The following is a 15,836-nucleotide window of genomic DNA, read 5'->3' as shown; positions in this document are numbered from 1 at the left end:
GCTGCGCGTCGGCGGGATGGATGGAAATGGGCGTTGAAACCAAGCTCAGTGCTCATGTACCACCTGTACATTCCGCTTTTTCGCTCGTTTCCGCCTGGTCTCGCCTTAGCTCGCGAGATCGTAAACACGTTCTGAGCGGCTGCGCTGATTTGAATACCGGCCGCCGGCAAGCGTCGGCGGCAAGAATGGAGCAAGCATGAATCCTTTGATCGCAGCCGGCTTTGCACGGCCGGCTTCACCCGTGGTCGTGGCGCTGGACTTCGCCGACGCGGATAGCGCCTTGAATTTCGCCAGCCGGCTGGACCCGAGCGAGTGCCGGCTCAAGGTGGGCAAGGAGTTGTTCACCTCCTCCGGCCGCAGCCTGGTGGAAAGCCTGGTGGCCAGGGGATTCCAGGTATTCCTGGATTTGAAGTTCCACGATATTCCCAATACCGTGGCCCATGCCTGCAAGGCGGCGGCGGAAGCCGGCGTCTGGATGGTCAATGTGCACGCCTCCGGCGGCCGCAGGATGATGGAAGCGGCGCGCGAGGCCTTGGCGCCTTACAGCCAGCGTCCGCTGCTGATCGCCGTCACCGTGCTGACCAGCATGGAAGCCGCCGACCTGGCCGAAATCGGCGTCACCGTGTCGCCGCAGGAACACGTGCTGCGCCTGGCCACGCTGACCCGCGACTGCGGCCTGGACGGCGTGGTGTGCTCGGCGCAGGAGGCTGGCGAGCTGAAAGCCGCGCTGGGCCAGGATTTCAAGCTGGTGACACCGGGCATCCGCCTGGCCGACAGCGCCGCCGACGACCAGCGCCGGGTGATGACCCCGGTGACCGCGCTGGCCGCCGGCTCTGATTATCTGGTGATCGGCCGGCCGATCACCCGCGCCGCCGACCCGCTGGCCGTGCTGCGCGCCATCAATCAAGACATTCAGCAATATCAGGCTCAATAAAATCATGAAAATCACAGTCATTGGTACGGGGTATGTCGGTCTGGTGACCGGCACTTGTCTGGCCGAAACCGGCTATCACGTTTGCTGCCTGGATGTGGATCCCAGGAAGATCGAGATCCTGAAGCAGGGCGGCATTCCCATTTTCGAGCCGGGCCTTGAGGACATGGTGCGGCGCAATGTGGCCGCCGGTCGTCTCAGCTTCACCACCGACATCGCCGAATCGGTGGCTTTCGGCGATGTGCAGTTCATCGCCGTCGGCACTCCGCCGGACGAGGACGGCTCCGCCGACCTGCAATACGTGCTGGCCGCCGCGCGCAATATCGGCCGTCATATGACGGATTACAAAGTCATCGTCGACAAGTCCACCGTGCCGGTGGGCACCGCCGACCTGGTCAAGGCCGCGGTGGCTGAGACCCTGGCCGAGCGCGGCGAGAGCCTGGAATTCAGCGTGGTGTCCAACCCGGAATTCCTGAAGGAAGGCGCGGCCATCGACGACTTCATGCGCCCGGACCGCGTGGTGATCGGCGTCGACGACGAGCGCGCGGCCGCGATGATGCGCCGTCTGTACGCGCCGTTCCAGCGCAATCACGAGCGCGTGCTGCTGATGGATGTGCGCTCCGCCGAGCTGACCAAGTACGCGGCCAACGCGATGCTGGCCACGCGGATTTCCTTCATGAACGAGCTGGCCAATCTGGCCGAGAGCCTGGGCGCCGACATCGAGCAGGTGCGGCTGGGCATGGGCTCGGACCCGCGCATCGGCTACCACTTCCTGTATCCGGGCGTGGGCTACGGCGGCTCCTGCTTCCCCAAGGATGTCAAGGCGCTGGTGCAGACCGCCAAGGAAAACGGCCATGATCTGCGCGTGTTGAGCGCGGTGGAAGAGGCCAACGATCTGCAGAAGCTGCGCCTGGTGCACAAGGTGCTGGCGCGCTTCGGCGACGATTTGAGCGGCCGCCGTTTCGCGATGTGGGGCCTGGCGTTCAAGCCCAATACCGACGATATGCGCGAAGCGCCCAGCCGCGTGATCGCGGAAGAACTGAGCCGCCGCGGCGCGGAAGTGGTGGCCTTCGACCCGGTGGCCACGCACGAGGCGCAGCGAGTGATGGGCGATATCGCTCACCTGAGCTTCGCCGACGACATGATGGCGGCGCTGCAGCAGGCCGACGCTCTGCTGATCGTCACCGAGTGGAAGATGTTCCGCGCGCCGGACCTGGACGCGGTCAAGCGGGCGCTGAAGCAGCCGCTGGTGTTCGACGGCCGCAATATGTACGACCCGGCCTGGATGCGCGAGCAGGGCTTCGACTACTTCGCGATTGGCCGCTGAGGATAGCCATGGGCCTGATGCAAGACCTGGGGCTGGATAGCTCCAAGCTGGCCGCCGCGCTGGCGCAAGCGAAAGTCCTGGTGGTGGGCGATGTGATGCTGGATCGTTATTGGTTTGGCGACGCCACCCGTATTTCGCCGGAGGCGCCGGTGCCGGTGGCCAAGATCGAGCGCATAGAGGAGCGCGCCGGCGGCGCCGCCAATGTGGCGCGCAATATCGCCGGCCTGGGCGGCCGGGCCACCCTGCTGTCGGTGGTGGGCGACGATGAAGCCGCCTCGGCGCTGGAACGCCTGCTGGCCGCGGACGGCATCGTCACCTCGCTGAAGCGCGATCCCTCCATCGCCACCACCATCAAGCTGCGCGTGGTGGCGCGACAGCAGCAATTGATCCGTCTCGACTTCGAGGACGCGCCCAGCCACGAAATCCTGGCCGGCAAGCTGGAAGAGTACCAGCAGATCCTGGCCGATCACGACGTGGTGATCCTGTCCGATTACGGCAAGGGCGGCCTGACCCATGTCAGCAAGATGATCGAACTGGCGCGCCAGGCCGGCAAGCCGGTGCTGATCGATCCCAAGGGCGACGACTACAGCAAGTACGCCGGCGCCACGCTGCTGACGCCCAACCGCGGAGAGTTCCGCCAGGTGGCCGGCCGCTGGGCGTCGGAAGGCGATTTGACCGCCAAGGCCCAGGCATTGCGCGCGACGCTGGCGCTGGACGCCTTGCTGATCACCCGCAGCGAGGAAGGCATGACCTTGTACCGCGACGAGGGCGTGGTGCACCAGCCCACTTTCGCGCGCGAAGTCTACGATGTGTCCGGCGCCGGCGACACCGTGATCGGCACGCTGGGCCTGGCGCTGGCCGCCGGCCAGCCGCTGCCGGTGGCGATGAGCCTGGCCAACGCCGCCGCCGGCGTGGTGGTGGGCAAGCTGGGCACCGCGGTGTGCAGCCAGCGCGAACTTTTCGCCGTGTGATCCCGTCCAGTCAGGCTGGATACTGAAGGAGAACGCATGCAGCACTATACCGATGCCATCTTGGAGTTCTGGTTTGGCGGCGGCGACGACAGTTTCCTGTCGCTGCCGCGCGCGGCCTGGTTCAAGAAGGATGAAGTGTTCGACGGCATTATCCGCGAGCGTTTCCTGGAAACCTGGCGGCTGGCGCGCGCGGGGGAACTGCCGCCGGATGCCGGCGACGCCCGCCGCGGCCTGGCCTGGCTGATTCTGAGCGATCAATTCCCGCGCAATCTGTTCCGCGGCTCGGCCGAGGCTTTCGCCACCGACGCTCAGGCGCTGGCGCTGGCGCGCGATATGGTGGCGCGGGGCCTGGACCGGCAACTGCCCAATATCGCTCGCACCTTCGTCTATCTGCCGTTCGAGCACAGCGAGTCATTGGCGGACCAGGACCAGGCCATCGGCCTGTTCGAAACCATGCGTGACGATCCGGCGATGGCGCGCTACATCGACTTTGCGCATCGCCATCGCGAGGTGATCGTCCGCTTTGGGCGCTTCCCGCACCGCAACGCCGCGCTGGGCCGGGCGGACACGCCGGACGAGAAGGCCTATCTGGCCGAGCCCGGCGCCGGTTTTTAAACGCGCAGCAATATTCTCGCGCCGTCGGCGATTGGCCGACGGCGGAAAGGCAAAACATGACTATCGTCGTCACCGGCGCCGCCGGTTTTATCGGTTCCAACCTGGTCAAGGCGCTGAACGAGCGCGGCGTCACCGACATCATCGCCGTGGATAATCTGTCCAGCGGCGACAAGTTCCGCAATCTGGTGGATTGCGAAATCGCTCACTACATGGACAAGCACGACTTCCTGGCCTTGCTGCTGGAAGGCGAGTTCGAGGGCGAGCTGTCCGCCATCCTGCACCAGGGCGCGTGTTCCGACACCATGAACCACGACGGCAAGTACATGATGGACAACAACTATCAGTACACGCTGGCCCTGTTCGACTACTGTCAGCACGAGGAAATCCAGTTCCTCTACGCCTCCAGCGCCGCCACCTACGGCAAGGGCACCGTGTTCAAGGAAGAGCGCCAGTACGAAGGCCCGCTCAATGTCTATGGTTATTCCAAATTCCTGTTCGACCAAGTGCTGCGCCAGCGCATGAAGGAAGGCCTGAGCGCGCAGGCGGTGGGCTTCCGCTATTTCAACGTCTACGGCCCGCGCGAGCAGCACAAGGGCCGGATGGCCTCGGTGGCCTTCCACCATTTCAACCAGTATCGCGAACACGGCAAGGTCAAGCTGTTCGGCGGCTGGGACGGCTGGGGCGACGGCATGCAGAGCCGCGACTTCGTATCGGTGGAGGACGTGGCCAAGATCAACCTTTATTTCCTGGATCACCCGGAAAAGAGCGGCATCTTCAACCTGGGTTCCGGCCGTTCGCAGCCGTTCAACGACGTGGCCGTGGCCACCGTCAACGCCTGCCGCCGCCATGAGGGCCAGCCGGCGCTGAGCCTGGACGAGATGGTGGCTCAGGGCATCGTCGAATACGTGGACTTCCCGGACGCGCTCAAGGGCAAGTACCAGAGCTTCACCCAGGCCGATATCGGCAAGCTGCGCAGCGCCGGTTACGGCGCCGAGCTGTTCAGCGTCGAACAGGGCGTGGACCGCTACGTGGACTGGCTGATCCAGCAATGACGCTGCGCGTCCGGCGGGCGGCGCGGCTGCTGATGCTGGACCCGGCGGGCAGGGTGCTGCTCTTTCCCTATCAGCCGGCGGACCGGGTCGAATACTGGTTCACGCCGGGCGGCGAGGTCGAGGACGGCGAAAGCCTGGCCGACGCCGCTCGCCGCGAATGCCGGGAGGAGACCGGCCATCGCATCGACGATCCCGGCCCGCCCTTGGTGTGCAGCGCATTCGAGTTGACGATGCTGGATGGCGAGCGGGTGCGCGCGCTCGAGCATTTCTTCCTGGTCCGCGTCGAGCATGCGCGGCTGGACCACGGCGGCTGGACCGAGCTTGAGCGGCGGGTGATGGGGCGGGGCCGCTGGTGGTCGCCGGCGGAACTGGCCGCGTCCGGCGCCGCCTACTTTCCCGAGGATTTGCTGGCGATGCTGCCTTAAAGCCAGTTCCAAGTCTCGCGAGCAAGAGCGGGACAAGGCGTTGCGGCTGAGGAAGCGGAATGTACTCGTGGTACATGAGCATTTTGAGCTTGTTTTCAACGCCGTATCGCCGCCGCGTGGCGGCCGGACTTCTTGATGCGGTTTGACACCAAACAGCCTCCTGTCATTTTTGACGGGAGGCTGTTTTGTTTTGGGCGGCTGATGGAGCGAAGGTGCCGGCTTATTGTTTTTTAAGGCAATGATTTTTATGTGTTTTTAAAATCAATGTCATAAGCGGATAAGGCAAGAACAGCTTAGTTCTAGATCAAAAACACCAAGAATGACAAATAATTTATTTTTTGAGTCGGCTTGAGTCGGATGCTATCAAAAGAAGCAGGCCGGACCGCCCGCGAGTGGATCGCGGACGGTCCGGCCGCGAGCTAAGGTTCCGATCAATCGCAAGCGCCGCATCGGCTGCCTTGCACCATAGAGAGTTGAAAACCATGGGCGATCTCAAGGATCTCAAGGACGCTGAAACCAAGCTGCTGCTGACCGCAAACGATGGCTCCACCGTGACCATCCATTTCGTCGGCGTACCCGCGGCCACCGGCGCGATTGTCAATTACGTGACCAATACCGCCAACCAGCCGAAGAAATACGGCAACCATATTTATGTCTGGGAAAGCACCAGCAATATCGTGCCTTGGGCCAAATCGCCGACGGGTGACACCGCCATCGATACCGATAGCTCCACCAGCACCCAATTCATCAATTTCGCCTTCGAAAACAAGGGTTACATCCTGGGTTACGCCGTTGCCGCCACCCCCAACGCGGTGTGCTCCACCATCTATGTGCCGCAAGGCTCGCTGGATAGCCCGCAAGACTGGCAGTACGCCAACAACTCGGTGAAAACGCTGTATGTCGGCACCAACCTGGTGCAGGCGCAATACCAGGTGCTGCAGTCCTATGACGCGGTGGCCAATAAGAACTGGCTGGGATTGTGGCAGGGCTCCACCGTGCCTTATAGCGGCGATCCGCTGAAGAAAGTCAACGTCACCCAGGGGGGCGACAGCGGCAGCGTGATCTTCGACAACGTCAAACTGACCATCAACACCACCTACTCGATCGGCTACTTCATGGTGGACCAGCTGTCCGGCCGCACCTCGCTGGCCGCCACCTCCACCTTCACCGTCGGCAAGGCCTGATCCTCCCGCGCATGAAGCGGCCGGCGCGCATGGCCATGTCCTGGGCGCGCCGGTCGATGGCGGTTTTTCCCGATCAAGCACCGTTCAGACCCTCATGTCGAATTTGCTGCTGCTGAGCAACAATGCCGGCCGCCAAGTCTTCGTCAACGTGGTCGGCGTGCCTATGCCGGACGGCGTGCTGGCCAACTATGTGACCGATACCGCCAATCAGCCGCGGACATTCGATAACCGGCTATACGCTTGGGAGAGCAGCGCCAGCCAGGTGCCGTGGGACAAATCCCCGGTCGGGAAAGCCGCCTTGCTGGACGACAGCTCCAGTTCCACTCGCGTGTTGAATTTCGATTACGAAGCCAAGGGCTATGTCATCGCCTACGCGGTGGCCGGCACGCCGCAGGCGGTATGCGCCAGCGTCTATCTGCCGGCGGGCGAGCAGGATAATCCGGCGGCCTGGGTCTATGACGGCGTGTCGCTGCAGACGGTGTATGTAAACAGCAATGTGCTGCAACTCAAGTACCAGGTGTTGACGGCCTATCAGCCCAAGGCCGCCGGCAACTGGGTGGGCATTTGGCAGGGTTCGGCCGTGCCTTACAGCGGAGACCCAATCCGCAGCATGCCGGTGCCGCGCGACGACGATTCCGGCTACCTGGCGCTGGACGGCCTGCAACTGACCATCAACACCAGCTATACGGTTGGCTATTTCATGCAGGCGCTGCCGCTTGGACGCACGTCGCTGGCGGCGTCGACGACGTTCACGATAGGCGCTTATCAGGGAGAGAAGACATGATCGCATTCGAGCGGATGGCGGGCAGTCGCTTGTACATCAATCAGGCGAACCTGGCCGGCGCTGGCTGGTGGGCCTGGCTGCTGGCCGCCGGCGCGCCGGCGCCCGCCGGTCCGGTGCCCTTGTCGGATGCCTTGGAGAATGCGGAGCTGAGAGGCAGCTTCGTCTATTGCGCGATCGAACCTGACTTGGCCGGTGACAAGGCCGCGGCCTTCATCGCGGCGCTGGATGCGATTCTGGCCACCATCATCGGCGGCCGCGCCCTGGTGTGGTTGCCGCGGTCGGAGCAGGCGCCGGAGGCGAAGGAAAAGGGCTGGGTCTTGTCCTTCTCCACTTCCGGCGGCGGCTGGAGCACCAGCAATGGCCTGGACTTGAGCCTGACCGGCGGAGCCGGCATCGGCGTCGCCATCGCCTCCGGCGCGGCGTTGACCGTGGCCGAGTCCGGCGACGCCTTGATGTTGACCCGCCGCAACTCGCCGTCGGCCACCTTGAGCGGCGGCATGGCGCCCACCTTGTATCAGGACGATTACAGCGCCAGCCTGGCGTTCGCCGGCACGGCGCTGGGCAGCTGGCGCTTTGGCTTCAAGACCGCGCGTCAGGCCTTGGAGCTCAACTTCGCCTGCGGTTTCCAATTGCTGGTGCCCAATCCGGCGGCGGACCGCGCTGGCTCGGAGCAGCCGGTGAAGGACTTGAGCGCTTATCTGCCGTTGGTCAACGGCAGCGAGCCTAATCCCATCGATCCATTCGCCTTCAGCGCCCAGTTCAACCCGGTCAACCCCAACAATATCTTGCCGGCGACGCCCACGGTGTTCTGGTTCGCCGCCGGCGCCAGCCAGGACCTGGTGTCCTACTACCGCACCGTCTATGGCATGACGGTCAGCCTGCGTCCAGTGCTGGACGCTGCGGCGGGGCGGCCGGCGGGGCTGGTGGTCAATCCCGGCGCCGGCAGGACGCCGCTGTACCTGGGCTATAGCTTCGCGCCGGTGGGGGATTTCGAACTGCGGGTGGCGGGAGTGGAAGATGGCCAGCCGCAGCTCTTGCTGGCCGGACTGTCCGGTTCGGAAAACATAGGCTTCGTCAGCGGCGGCGCGTATTTGCGCGCCAGCGGCGGGCTGCCGGCCTATGCGCCGGTCTTCCCGCTGCAGCCCAGCTCGCCGGTGGGGCCGCCGCTGGACCCGACGGCCCTGCTGCTGAATCAGGATTACCGCACCTCCTGGTGCACGGTGGTGGCCAAGGAACCGGGCGCCAACGCCCACTACGCCGCCGCGCCCAAGGGCGCCGATCTGTTCGGCCTGCCGGAGGGGAGCAAGGAGGATGGCGGCGATCTGCTGGAACCCAAGGACCCCGGACTGGCCTTGCCCAATAACGGTGAACTGAGCTTTCCGCTGCTGCCGTTCGCCGCCTTCCGCCGCGGCGCCGGCGATCAGGACCTGTTGGCCGGCCAGATAGAGCTGCTGGAGAGCCAGATCGTCAGCCCCACCCGGCGCAACCGCATCAACGCCGCTTCCGCCCAGGCCTCGCGCTCGGCGCGCGCCAGCCTGGGCCTGGAGCCGGCGCGCAACGCCGCCGGCTACAACGCCGCCACGCCGGCCGGTTTCATCGCCCGCGTCGCGGAGCGGGGCTGGAGCCGGTTGCTGCTGGCGCAGATCATGGCCGGCGGGCAGCCGCAATGGCAGTTGGGCTTCACCGCGCCGTCCACGGCCTTGCAGGCGGCGTTTCAGACCGACAATCTATTTCTGCCGGTGTGCAATCCCACCCAACTGGGCGTCGAGGCCAGCGGCGTGATGCCGGAGGACCCGCCGGCCAGCCCGGCGCGCTTCTATAACCAGCTGGAGATCGACCGCTGGCGCTTCAAGGCGGCGATAGGCAAGGGCAACCGCTACGGCGATTACCGCAATGTGATGCTGGTCAAGGGCGTGCCCGGCAGCCTGGTCGACTTGGTGACGCGTCCCACGCAATGGACGCAGAAGAATCTGTTCGCGGCGCCGCTGGGAGCGGACGGGCAGCCGGACGCGTCGCAGCTGACCCCGTTGGCGGATTGGCTGAGCGCATACTTCGCCAGCGCGTTGGAGCAGCAAGACAATCCCTATTTCCAGAACTTCTGCCGCATCATCCGCGATCCCAACTGGCAGGGCGTGCTGCTGCTGCGGGTGGATATCGAAAAAGTGCCGGCGGAGCTGCTGGGCCTGCTGGCGGGGGTGACTCAGCCGGAAGCCTTCGCCGCCCATCATATCGGCGTCGAACTGAGCCAGATCGACGGCAAGACCGTGACTCAGACCGATTCCAGTTCGCTGTTCGGACTGATCTACTACCTGGATCCGGATTATAAGGACGAGCCGCAGGCGCATGCGATTCCGCCGCAGGATGCCGACGCCACCTATGAATTCCGCCTGCTGACCCTGAAGGCCTTGTTCCAGAACACCGCGGTGCAGCGTTTCGAAAGCGTGGCCCAGGTAGTGGTCAATGAACTTTTCGGCAGCCGGGTGGACAGCATGGTCGCCGATCAGGGGCAGGCCAATATCTACAATGCGGTGCTGTTGCAAGGCGGTTTTCAGACCAATGGCGGCGCGCCGGTGTACTCATTGGCCTCGGTCCAGCCGGCGCTGTTCTCATTGCGCAACAATGTGCTCACCGGGGTGGAAATTGCCTCGGCGGCGCTGTCCACGCGCGATGACGGCGCCGGCGGCAGCGCGGTGTCCTGGCTGGCCATGTCGGGTTTCATGCAGTTCGCCGTGCTCAAGGACGAGGAGGAGGAACAGCCGCCTTTCGACCTGTTTTCCTTCGGCGCCGACGGCGACGAGCCGGTGGCCGGCCAGGGGCTGTGTTTCAGCGGCCTGGGTTTGCGCATCGCCTTCCCGCTGGGCGGCGGCGCGGCGGGGCCCACCGTGATCACCATGCTGGAAAACGAGCTGTCCTTCAATCTGGCCGCCAGCCATTCGCGCAAGCAAGGCCTGTATCGCGATTTCCAGCTGGAATTGAACGGCCTCTTGTCCGGCGCGGCCGACAGCACGCCGGCGGCCAAGGGTTTCTTGGCGGTGGCGACCAGTTATGGCCTGCAAGGCGTGGCCGAGCGGAACTGGCATGGCCTGTCGCTGCGCGTGAACCTGGGCACCTTGGGCGCGCTGGCGTCCAAGGTCAATCTCAACACCACCCTGTTACTGGCCTGGGCCGATGACAGCGGCGCGGCCGACGGCGACGCCGGCTACCAGGCCCATGTCGGCATGGCCTTGCCGGGCGCGGGGCCGGGCGGCGAATTGTTCAGCCTGCAAACCGTGGTCAAGCTTTCCATCGGCGCGATCCGGCTGCTGTACAACGCCGAGCAGCAAGGCTATCTGCTGCTGCTCAATGAGATCGCGCTCAAGTTTCTCGGCCTGCTGCGCATTCCGCCCAATGGCGCCACCTCGTTCTTCCTGTTCGGCAATCCCGACGCGGACACGCCCACCGGGCTTGGCTGGTACGCGATCTACAACCAGGACCAGCCGCCGCCAGCCGCCGACCCCGACTCCGAACCGGCGGCGCTTACCCACCAGTCTCAATCTTGAAGGACGGCGCGATCATGACGTGGCCTTTCTCCCTGTTCGACAACGCCAACTCGGCCAGCCGCAACACCACTGTCCGCATCAACGCGGAACAGATCGCCGCATTCAGGAGCTTGCTGGGACAGCAAGCCACGATCCGCCTGCTGGTGGGTTCCGGCGGCAGTTTCGGCAACCAGTCCGCCACGGTCAACCTGCTGCGGCGGCTGACCGATCCCTTGAGCGCGGCGGGACTGACTTACGCCTATGCCGGCAAGGTCGAGGTCTATTATCTGGGTGGCGAGGACACGCTGGCCAAGTTGTACGAGCTGCTGCCGGAGCTGGATCGCCAGCCCAGCGGCACGCTGAACCAGGCCACGGTGGAACTGAAGGCCTACCTGGCGCCGCCGCCGGCCGACAAGGTGCTGTTCGGCTTCACCGGCGCGGTGGACGAGAACAAGATCAATTATGCCACCGGGCTGAATGCTGAGTATTTCCTGCAATTGCAGCCCTATAACTATAATTTCGCGGAAAAAATCGATTTCGTCGGTGCCAGGCGCCAGGCCATCGACCTGCTGACCGTGCCGGAGCTGAACAACCCCAGCTTCCGCCGCCGGGTGTCTTATGTGCCGGAGTCCAGTTACGCCGCGCCGGACTGGGAGGAATACGCCGGCAATGCGCGCGCGGCGATTCTGCGCTATCTGACCGACGACCAACTGCTCAAGCAAGTGCGGCTGGTGGTGTCCTACGCCATCATGCCCAGCGCTCAGAACGTGGTGAACAGCAACCCGGAAGCGGCGGCGGCGATCTTGTGCGGCGGCCTGCTCGATTATCAGAACAATGGCGGCGACACTTATGCCGCGCCGGTGGTGGTGCTGAATCTCAACCGCTTCGGCAGCAGTGAAAGCACCGCGCCGCTGCAGGCGGTGGCGGGCTTGCTGCGCGGCGACATGACCCGCGAGGAAGTCGTGGTGCTGACCGGCACCAATCCGGAAAACGCCAGCCGGCGGCAGGCGGCGCGGCAGGTGCATGAGGCGCGCCGTCGCTACATGGTGTCGTTGAACTCGCTGCAACGCTTCAGCTGGCTGAACTATCCCACCTCGACCGCGGCGGTGGAGACCGCGGTCAACGCCATCGTCGGCAAGCCGAACCAGGTGCTGTTCATCCAGCTGGGGCCGGTGCCGCAGCCCCTGTTCTACTATGCGCTGTTCAAGACCAATACCCTGTCCTTGTTCGAGGGCGCCAACAGCCTGATGGCGGCGATCAATATGGGGCGGCCGTTCCTGGCGCTGCCGCGCATTGGCGCGGGGGTGCAGCCGGCCTTGTATCCCTCCGTCAACCGCGGCCTGTTCAGCGCCGCGCCGCCGATCAACGCGCTGGCGGCGGCGGCCAATCAGCTGAATTTCTCGCTGGACAGCTGGCCCACCGGCAATCAGAGCGGCAACCCCTGCCGCCAGCTCGGCGCCTTCGTCCGGGACCTATGCGGTCAGACCGCCGCCGATGATCCGATTCCGCGCTATTTCAAAGAGCTGAAAGCCTTCTACGCGACTTCCAGCGCCGACAAGCTCAATGTCGCAGTCGCCTACCTGATGAACGTCTATCAGGCCGAGCACGCGTTGCAAGCCGCGAACGCGCTGCGGGCGCGCCGCGCCGACGGCGAGGAGGGCGGCGACGAGCCGGCCGAGAACCCGCTGAACGCGCTTTATCTGGAGCTCAAGGAGAAGCTGGGCGCGGACGGCGAAATCCAGCCGCCCAAGCGGCTGGACCTGGTGCCGGGCATTTTGGCCGGCGGCAATATCAACGAGGCGGTGCTGGCGCTGCTGCAGGGCTTCAGCGCCAGCCTGTGGCTGGAAGTGTCCCAGTTCAAGCACGAGGGCGAGGAGGACGATATCGCCTCCATCCGGCTGGAGGGCATGACCGGCGTATTCGCCAGCCTGCAGATCAGCAATCGCATCGCGGTGATCTTCGACGCGCCGGAGCAGCAGTTGCGGATGAATCTGGAACTGTCGGCCGAGGGCACTTGGTCCTTGCCCGGCGTGCCGTGGATACAGATGAGCGGCCCCTTTCTGCGGCTGTCCAGCTCCGACGGCCAGATCCCGGTCACCGCCACGCTGGGCGGCCGTTATCAGCCCTTGGGCGCGGAACTGCAATTGCTGGCGCCGTCGGCCGGCGAACAGGCCTTGCTCACCGTCAAGTTCGACGCGCCGTATCCCGGCATAGACCGCGCCTTCCAGATGGCGGCGGCGGTCAATCTGGTGGCGATGCTGCCGCCGCCGCTGAACGTGCTGGCCGATCTCGGCCTCAGCCAGCTGGACCTGTACTACCTCAGCAAGGAGGAGGACGCGTCCGCGCTAGGCTTCATCATCCGCTCCAACAGCGCCAAGCCGGTGCCGCTGGTGGGCAAAGTGGCCTTGAGCGACGTCGAGGCCCAGGTGGCGCTGGTCGATCCGGTCAACACGCGCCAGGTGCGCGCCAGCGCCAACGGCAATTTCATCATCGGCAGCGGCGACGAGGCCGGCGTGGTGGCGGTGGGCGTGCAATACCCGGACTGGCAGTTCCGCGGCACGCTGGAATCCGGCGTGATCCGCATGGAAGACCTGCTGTCGCTGTTCCTGCCCGGCGTCGATCTGAGCCTGCCGTCGCTGCCGGTGATAGACAGCTTCGTGTTCAACTACGCCCAGGCCACCGATAATCTGCAAGTCTCGCTGAACCTGGCCTTCCTGCCGGCCTGGACTTTCGAATTCTTCGGCAAGCCGCTGTTCAAGCTCGACAACGTCGGCTTCTCGGTCAGCCGCGCCAAACTGGAAAACCAGGGCAATATCACCGCCAACACCACCTTGCTGCCGGACATGGCCAAGCCGCTGGTGGTGGGCATAGGCGCGAGCTACGCCGGCGCCGGCGATTGGAAGTTTTCCATCCAGCAGCAGGACGGCACCGTTTTCAGCATCAATGAACTGCTGGAGCAGTATCTGGGCCGGGAATGGCGCACCGTGCTGTCCTTCCCGGACGTGAGCAAGCTGACGCTGCAACTGGATTGGGGCAAGCAGAAAGCCACTTCCTTCGAATTCAGCGCCGCCACCGCCAGCGCCTGGGTGCCGATTCCGGTCCTGCCCGAAATCAGCGTGACCGGCCGGCTGAAGCTGGGCTATCTGGGCAAGGAGGCCGCCGAGCGGCTGGGGCTGGTGCTGCTGGACGCGGAGGAGGACGATCCGCAGCAAGTGCCGGGCACCTATGGCGAGATCGGCGCCGACCTGACCCTGTGGAACATCAAGCTGGGGGTCAGTTATAACTTCGCTCCCGGCAAGCAGGAATTGAGCTTGCGCTGGCTGACCCTGCTCGCCATCGTCACGACCGACAAACAGGGCGACACCATCGCCACCTTCAAGCTGGACAACAAGTCCATAGGCGAAATGGTGGAAACCTTCGTCTCCTGGGCCACCGGCGCCGAATTCGGCCTGGCCGCGCCCTGGAACGTGCTCAACTCCTTCAGCCTGAGCAATGTCGAGCTGGTGTACAACTTCAGCAAGAAACGGGTGGGCTTCAATATCGGCATCGGTCCGGTGGACTTCGGCTTCTTCACGCTCAAGGGCGTGGCACTGAAATACGATCCGCAGTCCAAGGACGCCAAGGTGGAGATCTCGGTGCAGGGCAGCTTCGTCTGGCAGTCCGGCGACGCGCTCAGCTGGGATCCGTCCAAGCCGGAAACCACGCCGGCGCCTCCGGGCGGCGGCAACAAATACCTGGACCTGCGCCTGCTGGCGCTGGGCCAGCATGTCACCGTGCCGGGCCTGGTGGAGGAAACCTCGGTGCAGGGCGTGATCGCCAAACTGCGCAGCCTGGAAGTGCCCAACCCGCCTGAGGTGCCGGTGGGCGGCAAGGGGCAGCCGGTGTTCGCCGCCAACAACTCCTGGTTCATCGCCTTCGACTTCGGCGTGTTGAAAACCCAGAAAGACAAGGAAGCGCCGGCGGCCAAGGGCAGCCAGCAGTTGATCACCGCGCGCGAGGCGGCCGCGGCCGACGAAGAGGCCGACGAATACCTGCTGCAGCTGTCCATGGTGTTCAACGACCCCACGCTCTACGCGCTGCGCGTGGCGCTGGCCGGGCCGATGGCCAAGATTTTCGCCGGCCTGGATTTCCAGATCCTTTACCGCCAGGTATCGGAAACCGTGGGCTGCTATTCCGCCAATATCGCCTTGCCTAATCTGATGCGCAAATTCCAGATCGGGGTGGCCACGATCACCTTGCCGGAATTCGGCATCAATCTGTACACCAACGGCGATTTCCAGGTGGACATCGGCTTCCCGTGGCGGCAGGACTTCGCCCGCTCCTTCACCATAGAGCTGATCGTGGCGCCGGGCATCCCGGTGCTGGGCTCGGCCGGCTTCTATTTCGGCAAGCTCAGCAGCGCCACCACCAATCTGGTGCCGGTGTCGGAGCGGGGCTGGTTCAATCCTGTGCTGGTGTTCGGCTTCGGCGCCCAGATCGGCCTGGGCAAATCGATAGAGCTGGGCATTCTGCGCGCCGGTTTCAGCCTGACCGTATTCGGCGTGATCGAGGGCGTGCTGGCGCGCTGGCTGCCTTATCGCGAGGCCACGCCCAGCCAGGGCCGCGATCAATTGCAGGATGGCTATTTCTTCTCGCTGATCGGCACCGCCGGGGTGCAGGGCCGCCTGTACGGCAGCATAGACTTCGCCATCATCCGCGCCGACGTCAATATCGCCATCAAGATCTATGTGCGGCTCAGCTATATCGCCTATCAGGACATTCCGATCAGCGCCAACGCCTCGGTGGAAGTCAGCGTCGACGTCAAGATCAATCTGGGCTTGTTCACCATCACCATAGGCCTGTCGTTCTCGGCCTCGGTGCAAGCCACCTTCGTGCTGAAGAACCCGGCCGGCAACAATGCGCCCTGGGGCCGCACCCTGCCTGGCAACGGCATGCGGACGCTGGCCCTGGCCGACGGTTCATTCCCGCGCCATGCGGCGGCGGAACTGGAAGCGCGCCGGCTGCGCCGCGCGCTGGGGCAGGGCGGCGC

At 64.6% G+C, this 15,836-nt stretch carries 11 protein-coding genes; all 11 read left to right on the top strand.

Translation table 11 applies throughout. From position 1 onward, the window contains the following. Nucleotides 1-200: hypothetical protein (locus LQT98_RS21755; RefSeq protein WP_231465145.1), on the top strand; the 200-nt coding region annotated here is incomplete at its 5' end. Next, complete coding sequence (pyrF, locus tag LQT98_RS21750; protein WP_231465143.1) at nucleotides 197-934, top strand: orotidine-5'-phosphate decarboxylase; 738 nt, start codon at nucleotides 197-199, stop codon at nucleotides 932-934. The genes LQT98_RS21755 and pyrF, both read left to right, overlap by 4 nt. A gap of 4 nt (nucleotides 935-938) precedes the next feature. Next, complete coding sequence (locus LQT98_RS21745; protein ID WP_231465141.1) at nucleotides 939-2,258, top strand: UDP-glucose dehydrogenase family protein; 1,320 nt, start codon at nucleotides 939-941, stop codon at nucleotides 2,256-2,258. An 8-nt stretch (nucleotides 2,259-2,266) separates the two neighbouring features. Then, nucleotides 2,267-3,229, top strand: a complete 963-nt coding sequence (gene rfaE1, locus LQT98_RS21740) for a D-glycero-beta-D-manno-heptose-7-phosphate kinase (protein WP_053074471.1) — start codon at nucleotides 2,267-2,269, stop codon at nucleotides 3,227-3,229. Between the two features lie 36 nt (nucleotides 3,230-3,265). Further along, a complete protein-coding gene (locus LQT98_RS21735; RefSeq protein WP_231465139.1) occupies nucleotides 3,266-3,844 on the top strand; it encodes a DUF924 family protein in 579 nt (192 codons plus the stop codon). A 56-nt stretch (nucleotides 3,845-3,900) separates the two neighbouring features. Next, nucleotides 3,901-4,896 (top strand): ADP-glyceromanno-heptose 6-epimerase, encoded by a 996-nt coding sequence (gene rfaD / locus LQT98_RS21730; RefSeq protein ID WP_048410898.1) that lies wholly within the window; start codon nucleotides 3,901-3,903, stop codon nucleotides 4,894-4,896. Next, nucleotides 4,893-5,321: an NUDIX hydrolase gene (locus LQT98_RS21725; RefSeq protein WP_231465137.1), complete on the top strand. Its 429-nt coding sequence runs from the start codon at nucleotides 4,893-4,895 to the stop codon at nucleotides 5,319-5,321. Before rfaD ends, LQT98_RS21725 begins: the two co-directional genes overlap by 4 nt. 482 nt (nucleotides 5,322-5,803) lie before the next feature. Beyond that, on the top strand, nucleotides 5,804-6,505 hold the full coding sequence (locus tag LQT98_RS21720) for a hypothetical protein (RefSeq protein WP_048410899.1): 702 nt from the start codon (nucleotides 5,804-5,806) through the stop codon (nucleotides 6,503-6,505). Nucleotides 6,506-6,599: 94 nt separating this feature from the next. Further along, on the top strand, nucleotides 6,600-7,289 hold the full coding sequence (locus LQT98_RS21715; RefSeq protein WP_231465135.1) for a hypothetical protein: 690 nt from the start codon (nucleotides 6,600-6,602) through the stop codon (nucleotides 7,287-7,289). Further along, a complete protein-coding gene (locus LQT98_RS21710; protein WP_231465133.1) occupies nucleotides 7,286-10,828 on the top strand; it encodes a hypothetical protein in 3,543 nt (1,180 codons plus the stop codon). Before LQT98_RS21715 ends, LQT98_RS21710 begins: the two co-directional genes overlap by 4 nt. 14 nt (nucleotides 10,829-10,842) lie before the next feature. Further along, nucleotides 10,843-15,836, top strand: a 4,994-nt coding sequence (locus tag LQT98_RS21705; RefSeq protein WP_231465131.1) for a hypothetical protein, incomplete at its 3' end; no start/stop codon positions are given.

Origin of the sequence: Chromobacterium aquaticum (genome assembly GCF_021129195.1) — a bacterium.
Lineage (GTDB): Bacteria > Pseudomonadota > Gammaproteobacteria > Burkholderiales > Chromobacteriaceae > Chromobacterium > Chromobacterium aquaticum.
Note: the sequence above shows the minus strand (reverse complement) of the source record. Positions and strands in the feature narration are given on the sequence as shown.

Bases quoted from the DNA above. Each gene is read 5' to 3' on its own strand.
- LQT98_RS21735 (WP_231465139.1), top strand. From the start codon at position 3,266: ATGCAGCACTATACCGATGCCATCTTGGAGTTCTGGTTTGGCGGCGGC.
- LQT98_RS21720 (WP_048410899.1), top strand. From the start codon at position 5,804: ATGGGCGATCTCAAGGATCTCAAGGACGCTGAAACCAAGCTGCTGCTG.
- pyrF (WP_231465143.1), top strand. From the start codon at position 197: ATGAATCCTTTGATCGCAGCCGGCTTTGCACGGCCGGCTTCACCCGTG.
- LQT98_RS21725 (WP_231465137.1), top strand. From the start codon at position 4,893: ATGACGCTGCGCGTCCGGCGGGCGGCGCGGCTGCTGATGCTGGACCCG.
- LQT98_RS21715 (WP_231465135.1), top strand. From the start codon at position 6,600: ATGTCGAATTTGCTGCTGCTGAGCAACAATGCCGGCCGCCAAGTCTTC.
- LQT98_RS21710 (WP_231465133.1), top strand. From the start codon at position 7,286: ATGATCGCATTCGAGCGGATGGCGGGCAGTCGCTTGTACATCAATCAG.
- rfaE1 (WP_053074471.1), top strand. From the start codon at position 2,267: ATGGGCCTGATGCAAGACCTGGGGCTGGATAGCTCCAAGCTGGCCGCC.
- LQT98_RS21745 (WP_231465141.1), top strand. From the start codon at position 939: ATGAAAATCACAGTCATTGGTACGGGGTATGTCGGTCTGGTGACCGGC.
- rfaD (WP_048410898.1), top strand. From the start codon at position 3,901: ATGACTATCGTCGTCACCGGCGCCGCCGGTTTTATCGGTTCCAACCTG.